This window comes from Photobacterium aquae, from assembly GCF_001029445.1.
Taxonomy (GTDB): Bacteria; Pseudomonadota; Gammaproteobacteria; order Enterobacterales; family Vibrionaceae; genus Photobacterium; species Photobacterium aquae.
On the sequence record NZ_LDOT01000022.1, the window covers coordinates 66632 to 83241 of the forward strand.

13 protein-coding genes are annotated in these 16610 nt (G+C 52.9%); 9 read left to right on the plus strand and 4 right to left on the minus strand.

The features are described 5' to 3' along the window. Window positions 1-347 precede the first annotated feature (347 nt). Window positions 348-1787, plus strand: coding sequence for an alanine/glycine:cation symporter family protein (locus ABT56_RS14755; protein WP_047879660.1), 1440 nt, complete (start codon window positions 348-350; stop codon window positions 1785-1787). 115 nt (window positions 1788-1902) lie between these two features. Beyond that, window positions 1903-2679, plus strand: coding sequence for a peroxide stress protein YaaA (gene yaaA, locus ABT56_RS14760; protein ID WP_047879661.1), 777 nt, complete (start codon window positions 1903-1905; stop codon window positions 2677-2679). 103 nt (window positions 2680-2782) lie between these two features. On the opposite strand, the gene srmB is transcribed toward yaaA, so the two are convergent. Both srmB and ABT56_RS14770 read right to left on the minus strand, forming a co-directional pair. Beyond that, window positions 2783-4000 (minus strand): ATP-dependent RNA helicase SrmB, encoded by a 1218-nt coding sequence (srmB, locus tag ABT56_RS14765; protein WP_047879662.1) that lies wholly within the window; start codon window positions 3998-4000, stop codon window positions 2783-2785. 214 nt (window positions 4001-4214) lie between these two features. Further along, window positions 4215-4931, minus strand: coding sequence for a tRNA1(Val) (adenine(37)-N6)-methyltransferase (locus ABT56_RS14770; RefSeq protein ID WP_047879663.1), 717 nt, complete (start codon window positions 4929-4931; stop codon window positions 4215-4217). A gap of 445 nt (window positions 4932-5376) precedes the next feature. On the opposite strand from ABT56_RS14770, the gene brnQ reads away from it, so the two are divergent. Beyond that, window positions 5377-6690: a branched-chain amino acid transport system II carrier protein gene (brnQ, locus tag ABT56_RS14775; protein ID WP_205626090.1), complete on the plus strand. Its 1314-nt coding sequence runs from the start codon at window positions 5377-5379 to the stop codon at window positions 6688-6690. 62 nt (window positions 6691-6752) lie between these two features. Here the strand turns inward: brnQ and fldB are convergent, their stop codons facing one another. Then, window positions 6753-7271: a flavodoxin FldB gene (gene fldB / locus ABT56_RS14780; protein ID WP_047879664.1), complete on the minus strand. Its 519-nt coding sequence runs from the start codon at window positions 7269-7271 to the stop codon at window positions 6753-6755. A 257-nt stretch (window positions 7272-7528) separates the two neighbouring features. Here fldB and xerD point away from each other — a divergent pair, with 257 nt between their 5' ends. The 6 genes from xerD to ABT56_RS14810 all read left to right on the plus strand — a co-directional run bounded on the left by xerD (window position 7529) and on the right by ABT56_RS14810 (window position 15855). Further along, a complete protein-coding gene (gene xerD, locus ABT56_RS14785) occupies window positions 7529-8383 on the plus strand; it encodes a site-specific tyrosine recombinase XerD (RefSeq protein ID WP_240478326.1) in 855 nt (284 codons plus the stop codon). 217 nt (window positions 8384-8600) lie between these two features. Continuing rightward, window positions 8601-9332, plus strand: coding sequence for a bifunctional protein-disulfide isomerase/oxidoreductase DsbC (gene dsbC / locus ABT56_RS14790; RefSeq protein WP_047879666.1), 732 nt, complete (start codon window positions 8601-8603; stop codon window positions 9330-9332). A gap of 170 nt (window positions 9333-9502) precedes the next feature. Continuing rightward, window positions 9503-11227 (plus strand): single-stranded-DNA-specific exonuclease RecJ, encoded by a 1725-nt coding sequence (recJ, locus tag ABT56_RS14795; protein WP_047879667.1) that lies wholly within the window; start codon window positions 9503-9505, stop codon window positions 11225-11227. A gap of 162 nt (window positions 11228-11389) precedes the next feature. Next, window positions 11390-12488, plus strand: a protein-coding gene (prfB, locus tag ABT56_RS14800; RefSeq protein WP_157037864.1) for a peptide chain release factor 2 whose coding sequence is annotated in 2 segments (ribosomal slippage) — window positions 11390-11464 and window positions 11466-12488 — 1098 coding nt in all. Because the reading frame shifts where the segments join, the coding sequence is not laid out codon by codon here. Between the two features lie 33 nt (window positions 12489-12521). Next, the gene (gene lysS, locus ABT56_RS14805; RefSeq protein ID WP_047879668.1) at window positions 12522-14030 is read left to right on the plus strand and encodes a lysine--tRNA ligase; all 1509 of its coding nucleotides are present in this window, start codon (window positions 12522-12524) and stop codon (window positions 14028-14030) included. Between the two features lie 496 nt (window positions 14031-14526). Continuing rightward, window positions 14527-15855 (plus strand): sigma-54-dependent transcriptional regulator, encoded by a 1329-nt coding sequence (locus ABT56_RS14810; RefSeq protein WP_157037865.1) that lies wholly within the window; start codon window positions 14527-14529, stop codon window positions 15853-15855. Between the two features lie 396 nt (window positions 15856-16251). Here ABT56_RS14810 and ABT56_RS23990 read toward each other — a convergent pair whose 3' ends face one another. Beyond that, on the minus strand, window positions 16252-16563 hold the full coding sequence (locus tag ABT56_RS23990) for a C15 family peptidase (protein ID WP_157037866.1): 312 nt from the start codon (window positions 16561-16563) through the stop codon (window positions 16252-16254). Between the last annotated feature and the right edge of the window lie 47 nt (window positions 16564-16610).

Below are 16610 nucleotides of genomic sequence, written 5' to 3' on the forward strand. Positions count from 1 at the left end.
GACGCGGTTTTTATAAGCATCTGGCTGATCCTACGAGGCCTATATGGGATATTTGTGAGCTGTGTCTTGATTTTTGTGGGTTAAGTTTGCATGATCGTCTGCCATCTGCAGCGCAACTCATGGTTACCGGGAAGCAATAGGTTTGATAGAGACCATCCGGAATTAACATAACATCAACAATGTCGCTGTATTGGTAGCGGGAGCTACTGTCATTTACCACATATTAAAACTAAGGTTGTAGTAATTACTCTGTTGCTGTGGCGTTTTTGCCGGCGCGGTAAGTACTGCTTTTTCTGATTGTCGGGTGGCCGCAGTCAGAATTTCGGTTCATTTTTTGAGGGGTAGACGTGTCAAGCCAGATTAATTTTTTGAACGATCTGTTATGGGGCTCTGTGCTGATCTACGTGTTGATCGGCGTCGGCGTGTTCTTCACCTGTCGCTTGGGCTTCATCCAGTTTCGCCATTTTGGCCACATGTTCAGTGTGATGAAAAACAGCCGCAAATCTGACAGTGCCGGGATCTCATCTTTTCAGGCGTTGTGTACCAGCCTGGCCGCGCGTGTCGGAACTGGTAACATGGCCGGTGTTGCCGTTGCACTGACGCTCGGTGGTCCGGGTGCCATTTTCTGGATGTGGCTGATTGCCATGCTGGGTATGGCGACGGCATTTGCAGAAAGCGCCCTTGCACAGTTGTACAAGACTCGCGATGACGAGGGCAACTACCGTGGTGGCCCTGCCTACTATATGGAAAAAGGCTTGGGCATGCGCTGGATGGGGGTTGTGTTCTCCATCTTCCTGATCATTGCCTTTGGGTTGGTATTCAACTCGGTACAGGCGAATTCCATCACGCAGGCGATGAATGTTGCCTTTGGCTGGAACCCTTTGTACGTGGGTATCGCATTGGTATTGATGACCGGCACGATTATCTTCGGAGGTCTGCGCGCCGTTGCCCGTACCGCTGAGATCCTGGTGCCAGCAATGGCCCTGTGCTATTTGCTGCTGGCCCTGTTCATTGTGTTTACGAATCTGGAAAAACTGCCAGATGTTATCGGTATGATCTTCCGCAGTGCGTTTGGCTTGGAAGAGGCCGCGTCTGGTGCTTTGGGCTACACCATTGCCCAAGGCATGATCAATGGCCTGAAACGCGGCTTGTTCTCGAACGAGGCCGGTATGGGCTCCGCGCCGAACGCGGCAGCGTCAGCGACACCTTATCCGCCACACCCTGCATCACAGGGTTATGTTCAGATGCTAGGCGTGTTCATGGATACGATTGTTATCTGCTCGGCGACAGTGGCGATTATCCTGATGTCGGGTGAATACGTGCCGCATGGCGAGGTGACGGGTATTGAGCTGACCCAGCGTGCGCTGAGTGCGCAGGTTGGCGGTTGGGGTGAAGTATTTATCGCTATTGCGATTTTCTTCTTCGCTTTTACCTCGCTGGTGGCGAACTATTCATATGCCGAGACTAACTTGTTGTTCTTGGAGCACAACCACAAAGCAGGCCTGAATGTATTTCGCCTCGTTGTGCTGGGTATGGTGATGTTTGGTGCCTTGGCGGATCTGCCGACGGTGTGGGCGATGGCGGATGTCTCCATGGGAATGATGGCGCTGATCAACCTGATTGCGATTGTGCTGTTATCAGGTACGGTGGTGAAGCTGGCGAAGGATTACAACAAGCAACTCTCGCAGGGCAAAGTGCCGACGTTTGACAGCAATGATTACCCGGAGCTTCATGCCCAGCTTGAAGAAGGGATCTGGGATCGTTCCGAGCAGTCGGACAACCGTTGATCATCGACGTTTCCGATGGCAATAATAGAAAAAGACCACGCTCACGAGCGTGGTTTTTTTTTGCTGGCCTGTTACCATTTTGGCAAAGCATAAGTTTGCCAAAAGGAATGTTCAGATGTTGATTGTGGTTTCCCCTGCCAAAACCCTTGATTACGAATCGCCGCTGGCGACACAGGAATATACTCAGCCTGAGCTGGTCGAGCATTCGGCCGAGCTGATCGATGTCTGCCGCGAGTTGACCCCGGTGGATATTGCTAGCCTGATGAAGGTTAGCGACAAGATTGCCGGTCTCAACGCTGCGCGCTTTGCCGAGTGGCAGACAACCTTTACTCCGGACAATGCCCGTCAGGCGATCTTGGCGTTCAAAGGTGATGTGTATACCGGTCTGGCAGCCGAAACGCTGGACAGTGACGGGTTTGCGTATGCCCAGCAGCACCTGCGGATGCTATCCGGCCTGTACGGCTTGCTCAAGCCGCTGGATCTGATGCAGCCTTACCGGTTGGAGATGGGCACCAAACTGGCTAACCCACGCGGTAGCAACCTCTATCAGTTCTGGGGCGATATTATTACCGATAAGCTCAACGAGGCCCTGGTTGCTCAGGGGGACGATATTCTGATTAACCTGGCATCCAACGAATACTTCAAGTCGGTCAAGCCCAAGAAACTGGCCGGTTCGGTGATCACACCTGTCTTCAAGGATTGCAAGAACGGCACCTACAAGGTGATTAGTTTCTATGCCAAGAAAGCGCGTGGCATGATGGCCCGTTATATCATCGATAACCGTATTTCTTCGGTTGAGGCCCTGAAGGCATTTGATACGGCAGGGTATTATTTTGTACCGGCGGAGTCGACGGCAACAGAGTTGGTGTTCAAGCGCGAAGAGCAGGCTTGATAGCATCGAAGTGATATTGACGAGATAAAAAACGGGCTGGATAAACCAGCCCGTTTCGTTTTCGATTGTTGTCCGAGTACCGGGTTAGTGCCGGTATTGCAGATTACTTCTTGGCTTTTTTCTTGCCAGCCGCTTTCTTTTTCGGATCTTTTTTCTTTTTCTTCTTCACGGTGCTGGCTTTTTTGTGTTGTGGACGCAGGCCCTCAACAAAGCGCTCTGGCACCTCTTCTTTCTGGTAGCGGCCAACACGCTCTAGCATTGACTGGTCATGGGCCTCAACCAGTGACACCGCGATGCCTTTCTTGCCGGCACGGGCGGTACGACCGATACGGTGCAGGTAAGTATCGGCAGAACGTGGCATATCGAAGTTGATGACATGGCTGACATCCGGCAGGTCGATACCACGGGCGGCAACGTCGGTAGCCAGCATGACATTGACGACGCCTTCGCGGAAGCGGCGGATAGTATTGTTGCGGGAGGCCTGGGCCATCTCACCCTGTAGCCAGCAGCAGGCAATCTTCATGGCTGCAAGTTGGTCACGCAGGGTAGCCAGACGCTCACGGGTCTTGACGAAGATAATCGTACGTTCGGCTTCGCCCAGAATATTTTCCAGCAATGCCAGTTTATGTTCCATGGTGTCGCAACGGTGGTAGTACTGCTGGATCTTCTTGCGCTCGCGGCGAGGCGGCTCGGCGTTAACTTCTACCGGCTCGTTGAGGATGGTGCTGGAGAAATCGCGTACGCCTTTGCCTTCGAGCGTTGCAGAGAACAACAAGCTCTGGCGGCGCCAGCGACATTCTTTGTTGATACGCTCGACGATTTTGCCAAAGCCCATGTCCAGCATGCGGTCAGCTTCATCAAGGATCAGGCATTCGATCGCGCGGCAGTCGAAGCGCTCGCTCTCGATGTATTCCATCAGGCGGCCCGGCGTGGCCACGACGATATCCTGGGTTTTACCCAGTAGCTCGGCGTGCTCGTCATAGGAGATCCCGCCGGTGATGGTGAAGACCTTCTGGTTGGTGTATTTGGTCAGGGCACGGGCTTGGTCGGCAACCTGGATGGCCAGTTCGCGGGTCGGCGTCAGTACCAATACGCGGGCAGGCCCCGGCTTCTTGCGCGGGAAATCCTGCAGGTGCTGGATCATCGGCAGAAGAAACGCAGCTGTCTTTCCGGTACCGGTAGGAGCTGATGCCAGTACATCGCGGCCATCCAGTGCGTGCGGGATCGCTTCGGACTGAACCACTGTCGGGCGCTCGTAACCAATTTCTTCAATGGCTTGAAGCAGCTCGCTATCTAATTCTAATTCGGAAAAGTCTCTCACCTGTCATTTCTCCTCGGAACTCAGGGATGATCTTGCCGGCGAGGGAAATGACCTGTCACCGGTGTCGGGCAAATTGCATAAGGGGCGGCATTATAGAGATTATTGTCGCAACGATCACCGATAAAAGCACAAAAACTTCTTGGAATTGGCCATAGCTGCCAGTCGTTGCCTGCTCATGTTTGGCCCCAGAGCGTGAGAACACGGGGTATTCGGCTTACATTTTCAGGTAGAAATCCCGGGTCAGGGCGGTAAATGCTGCCGAGTAATGGCCGTGTTCGTGGATAACCAGCTGTTCGTGGCGTGTCGCGGTCTGAACGGGAGTCAGAGCGATGAGCAGCCGACTGACGGGTTTGCTGGCAGAAGTGCGAACGTCGCAGCGGCGCTGGCAATATAGCCCAGTTTGCTCTGCCTGCTGGAGCAGTTGCTCGCCCTCGTAAGTGGGCAGGATCAGGCTGGCGATGCCGTCGTCTGCCAACAGGAAGCGGAGTGCTTCCAGCAGCTCGATGTGCGGTAGGCTATCGGTGTGGCGGGCGGTTGCGCGTGCTTGGCAGTTCGCCTGTTCGCCGCTGTTGAAGTAGGGCGGGTTGCAAATGACGGAGGTCACAGTCCCTTGTTCCTGCGTCTTGGCCCATTGGCGAATATCTTGCTGGGTCAGGGATAGTGCGTCTGGCCATGGGGAATGCTGGAAGTTTTGCAGGGCAGCCTCGGCAGCTGCGGGATCGATCTCCACGGCGGTAATCAGGTTGCCTTGGGTGTGTGTGCGCTGGGCGGCCATCAAGGCCAGCAGGCCACTGCCTGTGCCGATATCGACGATGAGTCCTTTACGTGAAAGGTCAGCCCAAGCGCCCAGCAGTACTCCGTCGGTACTGACCGGCATGCCGCAGCCATGATCGTTGACGTGAAATTGCTTGAATGAAAACCCTTTAGCCATGGTTACTGTGACCTGTACTGTTTGTGACGGCAAAATTATATCAGTTCATTGCTGATAGATACTCAAGAACCTTCAAGTCAGAGGCTACATGGGAATAGTCATATCCTCTCTTATCATTGGTGGTTAATTGTTATGATGAGTGTTTTTGATTTTGTTTATTTTGAGTTATTCAGATGTTGATTCTGTTTTTGATCTTTTTTATAAATGAGATTTGTTGGATTTAAATTCTGATATTTAATTTTAATTTGGTTGTATATTTCAGTTTTTTCATTGTGTATCCAAAGATTATGGTGTTTTTCACTGCGGGGTTGCGCATTGGCTGCTTTTTGTTCATTATGCTGTGAGTAAGGTCACATTCAGCTTTAAGTTTTTTGTGGCGAGAAAAACAACAAAACAAAAATTACGCAAGCAAACATTTCATCAATATCAGAGTGGAAGGTGCAGTTTGAAAAAGACACTCAAGTTTAGCGATATCATGGCAGTAGGTTTTATGACCTTTGCCTTCTTCTTGGGCGCAGGCAACATCATATTCCCGCCGCAGGCTGGTTTGGCTGCTGGTGAGCATATGCTTCCTGCGATGTTTGGTTTTCTGTCTACGGCCGTTGGCCTGCCGCTGATTGCGATTATTGCTGTCGCGATTGCGGGTGGTGGCTGGAAAGGCTTGACCCGTGACTTGCCACCTGCCGTGGCAACCCTGATGGCTGTGCTGATCTTCATTATTATTGGTCCCGCTTTTGCAGCACCGCGTACAGGTCTTGTGGCTTACGAAATGGCAGTGAAGCCGTTCATTGCAGATGCTGGGCAGATGAGCCTGACTGTTTTCTCTGTGGTGTTCTTCGCCGTTGCGCTGTTCTTTGCCTGGTCTCGCGGCAAGCTGATTGACTTGATCGGTAAGTTCCTGACTCCTGCACTGTTTGCGGTACTGGCTATTCTAGCGGTGGCTGTCTTTATTAACCCGCAGGGTGATATTCTGGCGGCCCAGGGCGACTATGTGGACATGGCTTTCACCAAGGGTTTCCTTGAGGGCTATAACACCATGGATACCTTCGCCGCGTTGATGTTCGGCATGTTGATTGTCGATGTGATCCGCAGCAAGGGCATCACGGATGAGAAGGCGACATGCACCTACCTTATCTACGCAGGCCTGATTGCGGCAGCGGGATTGGCATTTGTATACATCTCACTGTTCTACCTGGGTGCAACAAGCTCGGCGGTGGCAGCCGGTGCTGATAACGGTGGTGCAATTCTGGCGGCATATGTATCGGCTCTGTTCGGCCCGGTTGGTCAGATCATCCTGTCGGCTATCGTACTGCTGGCATGTTTGACTACGGCGGTTGGCCTGATCAGTGCGTGTTCTGACTACTTCAGCTCGTTGACCAAGCTGTCTTACGAGAAGTGGGCGATTATCCTGGCTGTAGTGTGCGCCGTGGTTGCCAACGTAGGTCTGAGCCAGTTGATTTCTCTGTCCATCCCGGTACTGTTTGCCCTGTATCCGGTAGCGGTGGCGCTGGTTGCGTTGACATTTGTTCGCCGCTGGTTGCCAAACCCTCGTATGGCTTACCGTGTGGTACTGTCAGTGTCGTTGCTGTTCAGCCTGATTGATGCGGGCAAGTTTATCGGTATCGATATGAGTGTGTTGAAGTTCCTGCCGCTGTTTGACTACGGTATGGCATGGGCATTGCCGACGGCATTGGCAATGGTGGTGACTCGCTTCATTGGCTCGGTACAATCAGTACAGGACAAAACCCAAACGGCATAATGCCACTGTGGTGACAGTCAAAAAAACGGGATGCTTTGCATCCCGTTTTTTTTGTTTTGCTGTTACAGGCTGTCGCTGTACTCGGTGAGGATCTGCTCACACCAGGAGGTGATTCGTTCGTCACTCAGCTCATACTGGCTGTCTTCGTCCAGCGCCAGGCCGACGAAGAACTGGCCGTCATCGGTAAGTGCCTTGGAGGCTTCGAACTGGTAGCCTTCATTGGGCCAGTAGCCGACGAACTGGGCTCCGGTCGGTAGTAGCTTGTCGTGGAGCATCCCCATCGCATCAAGGAACCACTCGGTGTAGCCTTCCTGATCGCCAAGGCCGAATAGGGCGATGGTTTTGCCGGTCAGCGATAGGCCGTCGAGTTGTTCCCAAACCGCTTCCCAGTCCTCTTGTAATTCGCCGAAGTCCCAGGTCGAAATCCCCAGGATCAGCATGTCGTACTGGTTCATGGCGGAGATGTCCGCTTCTTTGATGTTGTGCAGGTCGATCATTTCTTCACCGATGCAGTTGCGGATTTTCTCCGCTGCCATTTCGGTATAGCAGGTGGTCGAGCCGTAGAATAAGCCAATCTTCATGCTGCGTGTCCAACTTGATACAAATGAGAATGAGGCGATTTTACCTAGCTTGGCGTCAGTTGCCTAATATTGTGTCCTTGAGCCATAAAATTACGCTTGCGATGGAATCCCAGTTACATTCTTTTGTGGATCGACTAACATATAACCACTGTTTATTTATCCATGTGTTATCGCGGCGGCCGCGGTGGCGCAGTCAGGAATCTGCTGAGGTAGAAGTGGAAAACGACGAAGTGATCATTGAGCGCTTTCTCGATGCAATGTGGATGGAACGTGGGCTCTCGGACAATACCCTGTCTTCTTACCGTAATGATCTCAAGAAATTGGTGGGTTGGATTGGTGAGCAGGGCTTGAGCCTCGAGCGGGTTTCGGCCGATGAGCTGCAGCGTTACCAGCAGTGGCTGTTCGATGCTGATTTCAAGCAAACGTCGCGAGCGCGCATGGCGTCGGCGATCCGCCGCCTGTTTCAGTACTTGCACCGTGAGAAGGTGCGCGACGATGATCCGAGTGCGATGCTGGTCAGCCCCAAGCTGCCAAAGCGCTTGCCCAAGGACATTACCGAGGCACAGGTCGATGCCCTGCTGGAGGCCCCGAACACCGACGATCCGATAGAGTTGCGCGACAAGGCGATGCTCGAACTGCTTTATGCGACAGGGCTACGTGTGACGGAACTTGTCAGTTTGACGATGGAGAATATCAGCTTGCGCCAAGGCGTTGTCCGGGTAACGGGTAAGGGCGACAAGGAGCGGCTGGTGCCGATGGGCGAGAGCGCCGTTGATTGGATCGAGCAGTTTCTGGCCCATGGCAGGCCACAGCTGCTTGGCGAGAAAAGCTCCGATGTGGTCTTCCCGAGCAAGCGGGCCAAGCAGATGACCCGGCAGACATTTTGGCATCGGATTAAGCATTATGCCGTCTTGGCCGATATTGATACCGATACCCTGTCGCCACACGTCATGCGCCATGCGTTTGCCACCCATTTGCTAAATTATGGCGCAGACTTGCGGGTCGTCCAGATGTTGCTGGGGCACAGTGACTTGTCGACGACCCAAATCTATACTCATGTCGCAACTGAGCGACTTAAGCAGTTGCACCAGACGCACCATCCGCGGGCTTGAGTGTATAATTACTCCGCGATGGGTGATATCCCCAGGTGTTTTGAGGAGCCGGGGTGTTCTGAGCCGATATGTATTGATCGAATTGACCAATAAATTGGTCTGCATTGAAATTATTTTTGCGATCAGGGGTCATATACCACGCAGGCGCATCATTGACGACTGGCGTCGGCCTTAGCCCTGTATGGTTTTTAATTGTTTACATTTTAAGGAAAATCTAATGCACTTCTTTGGCCGTACGTTACTAGCCACCACGGTTGCCCTGGCTGCTTGCTCAGCTTATGCCAAGCCGGATGAGGCCGCAATCACGACCAAACTGAGCGGCCTTGGCCTGACGCCAGAGTCTATCAGCGCTTCTCCACTGTCTGGTCTGAACGAAGTCGTGACTGAACGCGGTATCCTTTATGTTTCTGATGACGGTAGCTACTTCCTGGCAGGCCATTTGTTCCAGAATGACGGTGCACAGCCTGTCAACCTGACCGAGCAGAAGATGGCCAAGATCAACAAGGAAAAACTCCAGGGTTTGGAAGGCGAGATGATTGTCTACCCGGCCAAGGATCAGAAATACGTGGTGACGGTCTTTACCGACACTAGCTGTGGCTACTGCCGCAAGCTGCATAACGAGATGCAGGCCTACAACGATGCCGGTATTACGATCCGCTACCTTGCCTTCCCGCGTGGCGGCGAGCGTTCTGGTAACTTCAAGGAAATGAGCGCCATTTGGGGGGCTAAGAACCCGGCTCAGGCAATGAATGATGCCAAGAACGGCAAGCTCAACATGGAAGGTGCCAAGTTGCGCGAAGATATGGTGCGCAAGCACTATCAGTTGGGCGTCGCGATGGGGGTGTCGGGTACACCGGCCATGATTCTGGAAGACGGCACTATGCTGCCGGGCTACCAGCCAGCCAATATGCTGCGCCAGTTGCTAGACAGCCGCAGCAAGCAAAGCTAAGAACGCTATCCCACAGGCCCGGACTTTTCCGGGCCTGTTTGTTTCTGTTTTGTCCCTGTCCCTAGGGGTATACTTGCCTCTATATATAGTCAAGAGCCTTCCTTTTTATCTCGCTGCTTGTGGTTTGGCCCGTAGGGTTCTTCGCTATATAACAATGAAAGAGTTGCCTGATGATTGAAATTAAACGTCGCCCAGAGGCCGACACGAGTCAGTTTAGTGATGCGATCCCTCCTTTGTTGCAACGTATTTATGCCAGCCGTGGGATCCATTCGGACAGTGAACTGGAGCGTGGTGCTCGAGGTCTGCTTGGTTACAACCAGTTATACGGTATTGTCCCGGCAGTGGCTCTGCTCAAGCAGGCACTGGCCGAGCAGCAGCGGATTATCGTGGTGGGGGATTTCGATGCCGACGGGGCGACCAGCTCGGCGTTGTCGGTGCTAGCATTGCGTATGCTTGGCAGCCGCAATGTGGATTACTTGGTGCCGAACCGTTTTGATGACGGCTATGGCCTTAGCCCTGAAGTGGTCGAGCAGGCCGCGGCACGCGGTGCCGAGATGATCATGACGGTTGATAATGGGGTTTCTTCCATCGCCGGGGTAGCGGCCGCCAAGGCCAAGGGGATGCAGGTTTTGGTCACCGACCACCACCTGCCGGGCGACACCCTGCCTGAGGCTGATGCCATCGTCAATCCGAACTTGAATGAATGCGGTTTTCCTTCCAAGGCGCTGTGCGGGGTCGGGGTGGCCTTTTACCTGATGCTGGCCCTGCGGGCATCGCTGCGCGAGGACAACTGGTTCGCCGAGCAGGGGCTGGCAGAGCCGAACCTAGCCGAATTGCTGGACTTGGTGGCTCTGGGGACCGTTGCCGATGTGGTTGCGCTGGATGGCAACAACCGTATTTTGGTGCATCAGGGGTTGCAGCGGATCCGCGCCGGGAAATGCCGCCCGGGGATCAGGGCGCTGATTGAAGTGGCCAACCGTGAGCCATCGCGCCTTGTCGCCAGCGATCTCGGGTTTGCGCTGGGGCCGCGGATCAATGCCGCGGGCCGTCTGGACGATATGTCGTTCGGGGTCGAGTTGCTATTGTGTGACAATATTCAGGCCGCGCGCCGGATGGCGACGGAACTGGATGCCCTCAACCAGACCCGCAAGGAAATCGAGCAGGGGATGAAAGAGGAGGCGCTGGCGATTTGCGAGCGGCTCAAGTTCAACCAGAAAGACATGCCCTATGGTCTGGCCCTGTACCAGCGTGATTGGCACCAAGGGGTCATAGGCATCTTGGCTTCGCGGATCAAAGAGCTTTACCACCGTCCGGTGATCGCGTTTGCCGATGCGGGTAATGGCGAGATCAAGGGGTCGTGCCGATCGATTCCCGGCCTCCATATGCGTGATGTGCTCGATCTGATTGATACCCAGAACCCGGGGATGATCCTCAAGTTCGGCGGCCACGCGATGGCGGCGGGTCTGACAATCCCTGAGTCCAAGCTTGAGGCGTTCAGCCGGGCGTTTGATCAGGCGGTGCGCAATGAGCTGGACGAGGCGGCCCTCAAGGGGGTCTTGCTGACCGACGGCGAGCTGCTGCCGCAGGAGTTGAATTTGCAGACGGCAGAGGTTCTGCGGGCTGGTGGCCCATGGGGGCAGCAGTTCCCCGAGCCGCAGTTTGACGGCCGTTTTCGTCTGCTTCACCAGAAACTGGTCGGCGGCAAACACCTTAAGATGATGCTCGAGCCACTGGCTGGTGGCAGCGTGATTGATGCGATTGCTTTTAATGTGGACTTGCGCCAGTGGCCGGATGCTTCGGTCCAGCAGGTTGAGCTGGTCTATCGCCTTGATGTCAATGAATTCCGCGGCAACTGCAGTGCTCAGTTGTTGGTCGAGCACCTCTCTGCGCTCTGATTCTTAACCTGCTAGCGGCCGTCACATCGGCGGCCGCTTATCGTCCGCCTCGCCCGGTGGTTCCTAAAATAATCACGGTTTCCCTTTCTCTGCCTCTGTATATTCTATCAACAATTCGATAGAATCCTTCGGTTATGTCCATTTCGGCTATGAAGAGTGGCAATGTTCGAGATTAATCCTATTAAAAACCGACTTGAGGATGTATCAGCGCGTACTGACATCCTTAGGGGGTACCTTTGACTATGATGCTAAGAAAGAGCGTCTAGAAGAGGTTAACGCAGAATTAGAGCAACCAGATGTATGGAACGAGCCAGAGCGTGCACAGGCGCTGGGCAAAGAGCGTGCATCACTGGAAGCGGTTGTAGAGACTATTGACCAGCTAGACCAGGGCGTTGAAGACGTTGAAGGTCTGCTTGAGTTGGCGGTTGAAGAAGAAGACCAAGAGACATTTGACGAGATCGAACCTGAACTGGCTGAGCTTGAAGCGAAGCTGGCACAGCTAGAGTTCCGCCGTATGTTCTCTGGTGATCATGACGCGTCAGACTGTTACATCGACCTGCAGGCAGGTTCTGGTGGTACGGAAGCACAGGACTGGACATCGATGATGCTGCGCATGTACCTGCGCTGGGCCGATGCCAAGGGCTTCAAAACAGAAGTGATTGAAGTGTCTGAAGGTGATGTTGCCGGTCTGAAATCGGCGACAGTGCGTATCAGCGGTGAGTATGCTTACGGCTGGCTGCGTACGGAAACCGGTGTTCACCGTCTAGTTCGTAAGTCACCATTTGATTCCGGTGGTCGTCGTCACACATCGTTTGCTTCTGCCTTTATTTATCCTGAAGTTGATGACAATATTGCTATTGATATCAACCCAGCTGATCTGCGTATCGATGTATATCGTGCATCGGGTGCCGGCGGTCAGCACGTAAACACCACCGAATCGGCCGTACGTATCACCCACGTACCGACCAACACCGTGGTTCAGTGCCAGAACGACCGTTCTCAGCATAAAAACAAAGATCAGGCGATGAAGCAGCTTAAAGCGAAGCTGTTCGAGCTTGAAATGCAAAAGCAAAATGCTGAGAAACAAGCAAACGAAGACTCTAAGTCAGACATTGGCTGGGGTAGTCAGATCCGTTCGTATGTACTGGATGACTCTCGCATCAAAGACTTGCGTACAGGAATTGAGAACCGTAACACCCAAGCGGTGTTAGACGGCGACCTAGATCGATTTATTGAAGCCAGCCTGAAGTCAGGTCTGTAACCGATTCCGGTTAGAACATTTAAGGGTTAACCCATGACTGATCAATTACTAGATGAGAATAAGCTAATTGCTGAGCGTCGCGCGAAATTGGATATGATCCGCGAGAACTGCAAGGCAAACGGCCACCCGAATGATTTCCGTCGCGATAGCCTAGCGGCAGATCTTCAGGCGAAATTCGGCGAGCTAAGCAAAGAAGAGCTTGAAGAAGCCGGTCAGGTTGTTGCAATCGCCGGCCGTATCATGGCTAAACGTGGTCCATTCCTGGCGATTCAGGACGTGTCTGGCCGTATTCAGGCTTACGCGGATAAGAACGTTCAGAAAGAGCTGAAAGAGAAGTACTCAGGTCTGGATATCGGTGACATCATCGGTATTAAAGGTGCGCTGCATAAGTCTGGTAAAGGCGACCTGTACGTGAACATGGATCAGTACGAGCTACTGACCAAGGCACTACGTCCGCTTCCAGAGAAATTCCACGGTCTGACTGACCAGGAAATGCGTTATCGCCAGCGTTATGTTGATTTGATTGTCAACGACGACTCTCGCAATGCGTTCAAAGTACGTTCAAAGCTGATTTCTGCTATTCGCCGTTACATGGAATCAAAAGGTTTCATGGAAGTGGAAACGCCAATGATGCAGGTGATCCCGGGTGGTGCGTCTGCACGTCCGTTTATCACTCACCACAACGCGTTGGATCAGGAAATGTTCTTGCGTATCGCGCCTGAGCTATACCTGAAGCGTCTGGTTGTTGGTGGCTTCGAGCGTGTATTCGAAATCAACCGTAACTTCCGTAACGAAGGTCTGTCTCCACGTCACAACCCAGAATTCACCATGATTGAATTCTACATGGCGTACGCGGATTACAACGACCTGATGGATCTGACTGAAGACATGCTGAGCGCAGTTGCCCTAGAGGTACTGGGCAGCACTTCTATGCCTTACGGTGAGCACACGGTTGAATTCGGTGGCAAGTATGCGCGTATGAGCATGCTAGACGCGATCAAGCACTACAACCCAGATCACGCAGACATCCAGGCACTGACTTACGAGTTGGTGGCAGATCGCGAGCACATGGCAAACATTGCACGCAGCCTGGACATCTACGTAGAGAAGTTCTGGACATGTGGCCAGCTTCTGGAAGAGATCTTCGGTGAAACTGCTGAGCCTCAGCTAATGCAGCCAACGTTCATTACAGAATACCCAGCAGACATCTCTCCGCTGGCACGTCGTAACGATGATAACCCGTTCATCACCGATCGTTTTGAATTCTTCATCGGTGGCCGCGAAGTGGCAAACGGCTTCTCTGAGCTTAACGACGCGCAGGATCAGGACCAGCGCTTCAAGGCACAGGTGAACGCGAAAGATGCTGGCGATGATGAAGCGATGTACTACGATGGCGACTACATCACCGCTCTTGAGCACGGCCTGCCGCCAACAGCTGGCCAGGGTATCGGTATCGACCGTCTGGCAATGCTGTTTACAAACTCGCACACTATCCGTGATGTGATTTTGTTCCCGGCAATGCGCCCGCAGAACAACGCTTAATTGATGTTGTGATGGAAAAACCACTCTTCGGAGTGGTTTTTTTTTGCCTCAAATATCGTTGTCGCCAATCACTTTTACCTGAAAATAGAGTGAGGAAGTTCACAGAGATTGAAACGAAAAATAGTGCCAACGGGCGCTTTTTATGTTTTTTGGCCAAAATTTTTGGGAGGCAAGCCTGTAAGCTATAATTTTAATAGTAAACGAGTTGCATTTATCGGTTGAGGCAAATTATGATCCGGCAAGATGAATTTAGGCTTTGTCATATACCTAAGTTGTCACAGGCCGCAAGGCTTCGTGTGAGTTGTGTCAGCCTCTCCTTTGTGTCGTGTTATGACACGGAGCGATTATGTGTACCAGTGATGAAATCTGGAAAGATGCCAGGTAGAAGCGGTACACATTTTTGCGGCAACGAGCCTCTAGAGGCAACGTGGGTATAAAGGATTGATTTATTGCCTGGTTGGACGATAGGAAGCTGCCAGCAGGGAAGGGTTTGGGAATGAATAAGCAGAAAATACCGGTATTGGGAACCTTGGTGGTGCTTGGGGGCAATGATACGCCTTGGCTTGCCGTTCTTGAGAAGGCTGGCTGGCTATGCCACCGTTGCTATGATTTGAGGGCAGCTGAAACCTTGCTGCTCGATGTCGGTCCGTGTATTGGCGTTGTTGACCTGACCCGGGATAATTTTAGCTTGCAGGCTGTCGCGGGGATCACCCACCGTAACAAGCAGGTACGCTGGCTGGCTTTGGTCCGGGAAGATCAGCTCAAGCGGGAGGCCGTTTGCCAGTTTATCGTTAGCTTCTGTATTGATTACTTCACTTCACCTGTACCTGAAAACCAACTTCTTAAAACCATTGGCCACCAACTGGGGATGCTGCAGCTTGAACGTCAGGTTTGGCCTCAGCTAGGCCAATTCGGTCAGCAGGGGTTACAAGGTGGCAGTCCTGCCATGAATCGTTTGCGCCATCAGGTAAAACGTATTGCGATGACGGACATGCCGGTGTTGATCCACGGTGAGATTGGTACCGGCAAGGAATTGGTTGCCAGGGCGGTTCATCAAGCATCGACCCGGGCCAAAGGAGCCTTTGTCGCAGTAGGTTGCGAGGCGCTGACGGAAGAGTGGCTCGTGGCTGATAGGGCTGATAGTCCGGCCCGGAGCTGTATCGAGGCCGCTCAGGGGGGAGTGGTATACCTTGATGAGGTAACGGCATTAGCGCCGGAGCGTCAGCTGGAGTTGGTGAAATGGCTCAAGGAAGAGAGGTTTATTCATGCCGACAGCAGTCAGCCAAAGTCGGATATTAGGGTGATTGCCGCGACCCGCTACAGTGCCGAAGAGTTGCTTGAGGGAGCGCTTATCCATGATGATCTGTATTTTCAGCTTAATATATTGAACCTTCAAGTACCGGCGCTGCGCGAGCGCGACGAGGATATTGTCCTGCTGGCGGAATACCTGCTGCTGAAACTTGCTCGCCAGTACAACAGCCCCGCCAAGCAGTTGTCGGCGGGGGCCAAGCGAATGCTCTCTGGCTACAGCTGGCCGGGTAATATTCGTGAGTTGATCAGCCAGCTTAAGCGGGCAATATTGCTGGTGGATGGCAAGGAACTCGATGCAGAACATTTTGACCTGCCCCGATTGGTCGATGATCGCCAGAGCCTAAAGCAAATCAGGGAGGATTCAGAGCGAGGAGCACTGCTGGCCGTGCTCGAAAACAACAAGGGGCAGATTTCTGCGGCCGCCCGGGAGCTGGGAGTATCGCGCGCCACCATGTACCGCTTGCTCAATAAGCATGATCTGGTGCCGCCGCCGCGCAATTTCCGTCAGGGCTGACGTGGGGCGATACGAGCCAGAGTGCAGATAATAATCATGGGGCAATAGCCGCAGCGTGCGGTGCCAAAGCATAAAATCGCGTTATTGCATATTATGCAACTAATGGCTTGAATTGTTGTCCTAGCCCGATAGAATAGCCATATATTTCACATCAATATAACTTATTACCGGAGGAGCTTACTATGCGAGAACTAACCATCCAGCGTACCAGTTCGTTCGGTGATGGGTGTCAAACCCCTAACCACTAACAGCATCCGCTGTGTAAATGGGCCGCGGATCATTGTCGCGGCAAGTTAAGTCTTTACTTATGTAGTCAGCCTGAATCGGCAGCATTCGCGTCCCGTAAATTTAACCTTTTAATTTATGGAGAGCATAACTATGCGCCAGTCAGTCTATTTACGTCTTGCGGTTTTTTTCGTTCAACTGGACCTTCAGCGTGAGGATGCCCAATGGCGGCATATCCATCGTCGTGTCCGCGTTCAACTGCCTCACCTGTCCGCCCACATTATGCGGGACGTAGGGATCGATGCCGATGAGCGTATTGCCAATCATCTGCTGCAAACTCCGGCCGGCCGTCAGGTGCAGCACTTGAGACAGCGATCCCGGCTGCGATCGATAACGTAATGCCAGCCCTGCCAATTTCGGTTGGCAGGGCCAGACGCCGGGTAATTCCTTGTAACACTTACCAATGCTTTGCGACGATTCCACACTGGTCTGAGGTAGGGCATATTCGATAAAGTGGTAAGGTATCAACA